Origin of the sequence: Sphingomonas sp. IW22, from assembly GCF_041321155.1 — a bacterium.
GTDB lineage: Bacteria > Pseudomonadota > Alphaproteobacteria > Sphingomonadales > Sphingomonadaceae > Sphingomonas.
Genome location: NZ_JBGGWB010000016.1, coordinates 1 through 6,583, shown reverse-complemented (window position 1 = coordinate 6,583; position 6,583 = coordinate 1). Strand labels below are relative to the sequence as shown.

Genomic DNA, 6,583 nt, shown 5'->3' with positions numbered 1-6,583 from the left:
TGCACGTCCAGACCAACGTATTTCACTGCCTCCGTCATGACTCGCCTCCGCTGCTGAAAAATCCATCATCAGCATCTCAGATTCGAGCCTCCGAGGCTCGGGCAGTCATGGGGTCTAAGCACAAAGCCGTGTCAGCGATCGTATGACATCACGGATGGCCGGCTTTCCATTTTACCGGAATACGCAAGTAGGTGACACCGTTCGCCTCCGCCTGATCGAAATGGCCCGCGCGGATGTTGACCTGGATCGAGGGCAGCAGGAGCTTGGGCACGGATAGCCCGGCGTCACGCTGCTCGCGCATGGCGACGAAGTCGTCCTCATTCACACCGTCATGGACGTGGACGCTCGACCGTCGCTGCTCGCCCACCGTCGTCTCCCAGCGATAGTCGTCGCGACCCGGTGCCTTGTAGTCGTGGCAGAGGAACAGTCGCGTCTCGTCGGGCAGCGCCAATAGCCGGCGGATCGAGCGATAGAGCGTCCGCGCATCCCCGCCCGGGAAGTCGGCGCGGGCGGTGCCATAGTCGGGCATGAACAGCGTATCCCCGACGAACGCCGCATCGCCGATCAGATAGGTCACGTCGGCCGGGGTGTGGCCGGGGACATGCAGCACCTCGACCGCCAGCGCCCCGATCGCGAACTGGTCGCCATTCTCGAACAGGCGGTCGAAGTCCGAGCCGTCCGTTTTCAGATCATCCATCGCGAACACGGGGCGGAAGATTTTCTGCACGTCGCGGATATGCGCGCCGATCCCGATCCATGCGCCTGTATGCGCCTTGATGAAGGGTGCGGCCGACAGATGATCGGCATGAGCGTGCGTCTCCAGCACCATCGCGATCCGCCAGTCCTGCTCGCGGGCGAAGGCGACGATCCGCTCGGCCGAGCGCGTGTCGGCGACGCCGCTCGCCATGTCGAAGTCGAGGACTGGATCGATCACCGCCGCAGTCCGTGTCGCGGGATCGCCGACGAGGTAGCTAATCGTATTGGTCGGCTCGTCGAAAAACGCCTCGATGAGGGGCTGAGTCATGATTTTCTCCGTTAGCGCTTGCTAATATATTAGCTGGTGCTACATAAGCAACACCTAATGGAGTGGCGATGATGCTCAAACCGCCGATGGACCTGGCGACATTCGAGGCGAAGGCCGGGCAGGTCGCCGACACGCTGAAGGCGATCGGCAATGCTCGCCGGCTGATGCTGCTGTGCAAGCTGGTCGAGCATGGCGAGATGACGGTCGGCGATCTGGCCCGTGATGTCGGCTTGTCGCAGTCGGCCTGCTCGCAGCACCTGGCCAGGATGCGCGACGAGGGTCTCGTCACCTACCGGCGGGAGAGCCAGACGCTCTGGTACGCCATCGCGGATGCCCGCGTCGAAACGCTGCTCGGCACTCTCTACCAGCTCTACTGCAAGGATTGATGCGATGACGCTCGCGACCCTTTCTCCCGACGATACCCGTGCCGCGATCGATGCCGGTGCGCGCCTGATCGACATTCGCGGTGCCGACGAGCATGCGCGCGAACGCATTCCCGGCGCGATGAACGTGCCGCTCGACCGGATCGGCGATCTCCCGCGCGACGATCGTCCGGTCGTCTTTCACTGCAAGTCCGGGATGCGCACCGCCGCCAATGCGGCGCAGCTCGGCGCGGCAGCGGGTGGCGCGCCGGCCTATATCCTGGGCGGCGGCATCGATGCGTGGCGGCAGGCAGGACAGCCCACCGTCGCCGATCGGTCGCAGCCGTTGGAAATCATGCGGCAGGTGCAGATTACCGCCGGTGGGCTGGTGCTGATCGGCGTTCTGCTCGGCACGTTCGTCGCTCCCGGCTTCTTCGGGCTGTCGGCGTTCGTCGGGGCGGGGCTGATGTTCGCGGGCGTGACGGGGTGGTGCGGCATGGCCAACCTGCTGCGCGTCATGCCCTGGAACCGGCGCGCGACAGCCTGAGGCGATCGTGGACACCGCTGCCACCCTTGCCGCGCTTGCATCGGGCGGCGTGATTGGCCTGATCCTCGGCCTTGTCGGCGGAGGCGGGTCGATCCTCGCCGTGCCACTCCTGATCTATGTTGTCGGCGTCGGATCACCGCACGCTGCGATCGGGACGGCCGCTGTCGCCGTCACCGTCAATGCGCTTGCCAGCCTGGTCGGCCATGCGCGAGCGGGCCGCGTGAAATGGCGGTGCGCCAGTGTCTTCGCCGTCTCCGGAATGATCGGCGCGGCGCTGGGGGCGGAGTTGGGCAAGGCGTTCGACGGCAAGCGACTGCTTGTCCTGTTCGGGCTTCTGATGATTGGCGTCGGTTTGTCGATGTTGCGCAAGCGCCGCACGGCGGAAGCGCCGGACGTGCGACTGACCCGCGATAGCGCCTCGACGCTGCTGCCGCGCTTGGTTCCGATCGGGCTGGGCGTCGGGCTTGCCGCCGGCTTCTTCGGGATCGGGGGCGGCTTCCTGATCGTGCCGGGGCTGATCCTCGCGACCGCGATGCCGCTGCCCTTCGCGATCGGCACGTCGCTGGTCGTCGTCAGCGCGCTGGGGTTGACCACCGCCTTGTCCTACGCCCTGTCGGGGCTGGTCGACTGGAGCGTGACCGCGATGCTGGTCGTGGGCGGCGTCGCTGGAACGATCGGCGGTATTGCATTGGGCAAGGTTCTCGGCACCCGTAAGGGGCTGCTCGAACGTGGCTTTGCCGCCGTCGTGATTGCGGTAGGAACCTACGTTACGGCATCGTCGCTCTGAACCTGAGCAGCTTCAGCCGACTGCTATCGGCGCCCTCGCGCCAACAGCTTTTCACCATCGGGCCTGATCTCGCCCTTCGGCGTGACGTGTCGGTAGAGTGTTTGGCGCGTCACGCCGAGTTCGGCGCATAGCTCCGCGACCTTGGTTTCCGGTTTGCCCATCGCGGCCTGGGCGAGACGCAGTTTGGCCGGCGTCATCTTGAACGGACGCCCGCCGTGCCGACCGCGTGCCCGAGCGGACTCCAGACCGGCGCGCGTGCGCTCGACGATCAGTTCTCGCTCGAACTCGGCGAGGCCGGCGAAAATCGCGAAGATCAGCCGACCGTTGGCGGTGGTTGTGTCAATCGACGCGCCTTCGCCCGCCAGCACCTTCAACCCGATGCCACGCTTCGTCAGATCACCAACCGTATTGACGAGGTGGCGCAAATCGCGGCCGAGCCGATCGAGTTTCCAGATGACCAGCGTGTCGTCGCGGCGCAGCGCCTTCAGGCAGGCGTCCAGTCCCGGTCGCTTGTCGAGCCGGCCCGATGCGGCATCCTCATAGATATGCTCGGGATCGACGCCGGCCGCGACCAGCGCGTCGTGCTGCAGGTCGTGGACCTGGCTGCCGTCCGCCTTGGACACCCGCGCGTAACCGATCTGCGTTGTCACATATACGTCCGTTCACGTGACGGAGCGGCATTGCCCGTCGATCAATCGCGATAATGTCACATAACCCGTCTTCTGGTCTATGCTCCATGAACGGGTACGCTTTCCTGTTTCGTGACGAACAGGAAGCCGATGCCGACCAAGACCATCCTGTCGCCCGCGCAGCGTGCTGTGATCTTCGACCCGCCTGCCGATCGCGCGACGATCGAACGGCTCTATACGCTCGGTCCCGACGATCTGGCACAGGTGGCGCGACGTCGGCGCGGGGCGAACCGGCTCGGCTATGCGGTGCAGCTTTGCTACCTGCGTCATCCCGGTCGCAGGCTACTGACGGGGGATGCGGTGCCCGCCGCCATGCTCGCGCTGCTCGCCGATCAGATCGGGTGCGTAGCCGACGACTTCACCGGCTATGCCACGCGCCCCACGACATTGCGCGAACACCGGGCCGAGATCGAAGCTCTGCTCGGTCTGCGCGCCTTCGCGCGGGTGGATGTACGGGCGATGCTGGCGCTGGGATCGGAGATTGCCGCTTCGACTGATAGAGGTGAGACGATCGTCACAGGCATGGTCGATCGCTTGCGGGCGGACCGGATCGTACTGCCGGCGACATCGACGCTGGAACGGCTCGCCCTCATCGTGCGGACACGGGCGCGCAAGGCGGCCCATTCCAATCTGATCCGCGACTGTTCGACCGAACAGGAAGCCGCACTCGAACACATGATCGCCTCCGACGATGATGGGCGCACCCGGCTAGGATGGATACGCGAATGGCCGGAAGCACCATCGGCCGCGAACCTGAAGGGAATCGTCGAACGGCTCGACACCGTGCGCGGCATCGGGATCGCGGCTGATCGAGCACGACGTATCCATGCTGCTCGCTATGCCGTCATTGCGCGGACCGCCGGCATCGTCACCGCCCAGCACCTGCGGCGTCTCGAACGTCCGCGCCGGCTCGCCATGCTCGTAGCTTCCGTGATCGAGATGGAAGCGACGTTGACCGACGCCGCGCTGGTCATGGTGGAGAAGATGGTGGGCGCGCTGTTCCGCCGTGCCGACCGCACCCGCTCCGATCGGCTGCTCGGCCAGGCACGGATGCTGAAGGACACCGCGCGTTTCCATGCCCGGCTCGGTCGCCTGCTGGTAGATGCTCGTGCGAGCGGGCGCGATGCCTTCCGCGCGATCGACGCGAAGATGGGCTGGGATCAGCTCGAACGCAGCATCCGCTTTGCCGAGGATCTGACGCGCTCGGCCGATGACGGGCTGGAAGAAGTGGTCGAACGCTATCCCGCCGTGCGGCGTTTCGCCCCGACGTTTCTCGCCGCTTTCACCTTCCGCACCGCGCGGTTGGCTGATCCGCTGCTCGGCGCGATCGAGGTGCTGCGCACGATGTACCGCGACGGTCGATCGGTCCTGCCGAAGCGAGTGCCGACCAGCTTCATCAAGCCGCGCTGGCGCAAGGTCGTGCAGCCGGCGGAAGGGACGATAGACCGGCGCGCCTATGAGATCGCAGTGATCGCCCACCTGCGCGAGCGGCTCGGCTCGGGCAGCATCTGGGTGGACGGCAGCCGCGCCTATCGCACGCTCGACGACTATCAGCTGCCCATGCCCGCCTTCGAAGCGATGCGCGCGAGCGGCGATCTGCGCCTGGTTGTGCCGACCGACTTTTCCAAATGGTACGAGGAACGCCGCACCCTGTTGGCCCGGCGCATGACGGAGGTGGAGCGCGCAGCCGCAGCGGGCGAGCTGGTCGATGTGACGATCGAACGCGGGCAGTTGCTCATATCGTCGATCCGGCGATCCCCGTCCGACGATGCCGATGCGCTAAAGGCCCGGCTCTACGCGATGCTGCCGCGCGTCCGAATCACCGATCTGCTGGTCGAGGTCGCCGCATGGTCGGGATTCGCCGACCGTTTCGTCCATGCGCGCAGCGGCGCCCCCGCCTCCGACCAGTCCGCGCTGATGGGTGCGATCCTCGCCGATGCGACCAACCTCGGCCTGGGCCGCATGGCCGAAAGCTCGCGCGGGCTGACGTTGTCTCGCCTGCGCTGGACGGCGGAATGGCATGTGCGCGACGAAACCTATCTGTCGGCGCTGGCGGCGATCGTCGATTGCCATACCGCGCATCCGCTCGCGGCGGTCTGGGGACCGGGCGATACATCGTCGTCGGACGGGCAGTTCTTTCGTGCCGGTGGTCAGGGCGAGGCCCGCGCCGATCACAACGCCCGCTATGGCACCGAACCAGGCGTGCTGTTCTACACCCACGTCACCGACCGCTTCACGCCGTTCCACACCAAGGTCATCGCCGCCAATGCCGGCGAGGCCGCGCATGTCCTCGACGGCCTGCTCGACCATGAAAGCGAGCTGGTCATCCGCGAACATGCGACCGATACCGCCGGCGCGGTCGATCATGTCTTCGGCCTGTGCCATCTGCTCGGCTTCCGCTTCGCGCCCCGCATCCGCGACCTCAACGAGCGCCGGCTCTACAGCCTGTCGCCGCTCGACTCGTGGCCGACGCTGCGCCCGCTCGTCGCCGGTCCGGTCAAGATCCGCGCGATCGAGGAGAACTGGGACGAAACCCTGCGCCTTGCCGCCTCGATCCGCGCCGGCACGGTGAGCGCCTCGGTCATGCTCCGCAAGCTGGCGGGCTTCCCGCGTCAGAACTCGGTCGCCCGCGCGCTGCGGGAGATAGGTCGGATCGAACGCACCCTGTTCATGCTCGACTGGTTCGATGATCCCGACCAGCGTCGTCGCACCGGCAGCATTCTCAACAAGGGCGAGGCCCGCAACGCGCTCGCCCGCGCCATCTTCTTCAACCGCCTCGGCGAACTGCGCGACCGCACCTTCGAGAACCAGCGCCATCGCGCCTCCGGCCTGACCCTCGTCACCGCGGCCATGACGCTCTGGAACACCGTCTATCTCGACCGAGCTGTCCGTCATCTGCGCGGCAGCGGCGTCGACGTGCCCGACGAGCTGCTCGCCCACGTCGCCCCTCTGGGCTGGGAGCATATCGGCCTCACCGGCGACTATCTCTGGGGCGAGATCGACAAACCTCGCGAGCGGTTCAGGCCGCTGCGCCTCCACCAGCAAAGCCGGGACGCTTAGACCCCATGACTGCCCGAGCCTCGGAGGCTCGAATCTGAGATGCTGATGATGGATTTTTCAGCAGCGGAGGCGAGTCATGACGGAGGCAGTGAAATACGTTGGTCTGGACGTGCA

At 66.1% G+C, this 6,583-nt stretch carries 6 protein-coding genes; 4 read left to right on the top strand and 2 right to left on the bottom strand.

What is annotated here, in order from left to right; all coding sequences use genetic code 11:
* Window positions 1–148: 148 nt before the first annotated feature.
* The gene (locus tag ACAX61_RS19435; protein ID WP_061780293.1) at window positions 149–1,024 is read right to left on the bottom strand and encodes an MBL fold metallo-hydrolase; all 876 of its coding nucleotides are present in this window, start codon (window positions 1,022–1,024) and stop codon (window positions 149–151) included.
* 68 nt (window positions 1,025–1,092) lie between these two features.
* Here ACAX61_RS19435 and ACAX61_RS19430 point away from each other — a divergent pair, with 68 nt between their 5' ends.
* Genes ACAX61_RS19430 through ACAX61_RS19420 form a run of 3 tightly spaced genes read left to right on the top strand, consistent with a single transcriptional unit; the run spans window position 1,093 to window position 2,720 of the window.
* The gene (locus ACAX61_RS19430; protein ID WP_042469298.1) at window positions 1,093–1,410 is read left to right on the top strand and encodes an ArsR/SmtB family transcription factor; all 318 of its coding nucleotides are present in this window, start codon (window positions 1,093–1,095) and stop codon (window positions 1,408–1,410) included.
* 4 nt (window positions 1,411–1,414) lie between these two features.
* The gene (locus tag ACAX61_RS19425; protein ID WP_042469176.1) at window positions 1,415–1,933 is read left to right on the top strand and encodes a rhodanese family protein; all 519 of its coding nucleotides are present in this window, start codon (window positions 1,415–1,417) and stop codon (window positions 1,931–1,933) included.
* Window positions 1,934–1,940: 7 nt separating this feature from the next.
* A complete protein-coding gene (locus tag ACAX61_RS19420) occupies window positions 1,941–2,720 on the top strand; it encodes a sulfite exporter TauE/SafE family protein (protein ID WP_042469177.1) in 780 nt (259 codons plus the stop codon).
* 23 nt (window positions 2,721–2,743) lie between these two features.
* Here ACAX61_RS19420 and ACAX61_RS19415 read toward each other — a convergent pair whose 3' ends face one another.
* Window positions 2,744–3,370 (bottom strand): recombinase family protein, encoded by a 627-nt coding sequence (locus ACAX61_RS19415; RefSeq protein ID WP_082052512.1) that lies wholly within the window; start codon window positions 3,368–3,370, stop codon window positions 2,744–2,746.
* A 129-nt stretch (window positions 3,371–3,499) separates the two neighbouring features.
* Between ACAX61_RS19415 and ACAX61_RS19410 the strand changes: the two genes are divergently transcribed.
* Complete coding sequence (locus tag ACAX61_RS19410; RefSeq protein WP_042491074.1) at window positions 3,500–6,469, top strand: Tn3 family transposase; 2,970 nt, start codon at window positions 3,500–3,502, stop codon at window positions 6,467–6,469.
* The last annotated feature ends 114 nt before the right edge of the window (window positions 6,470–6,583 follow it).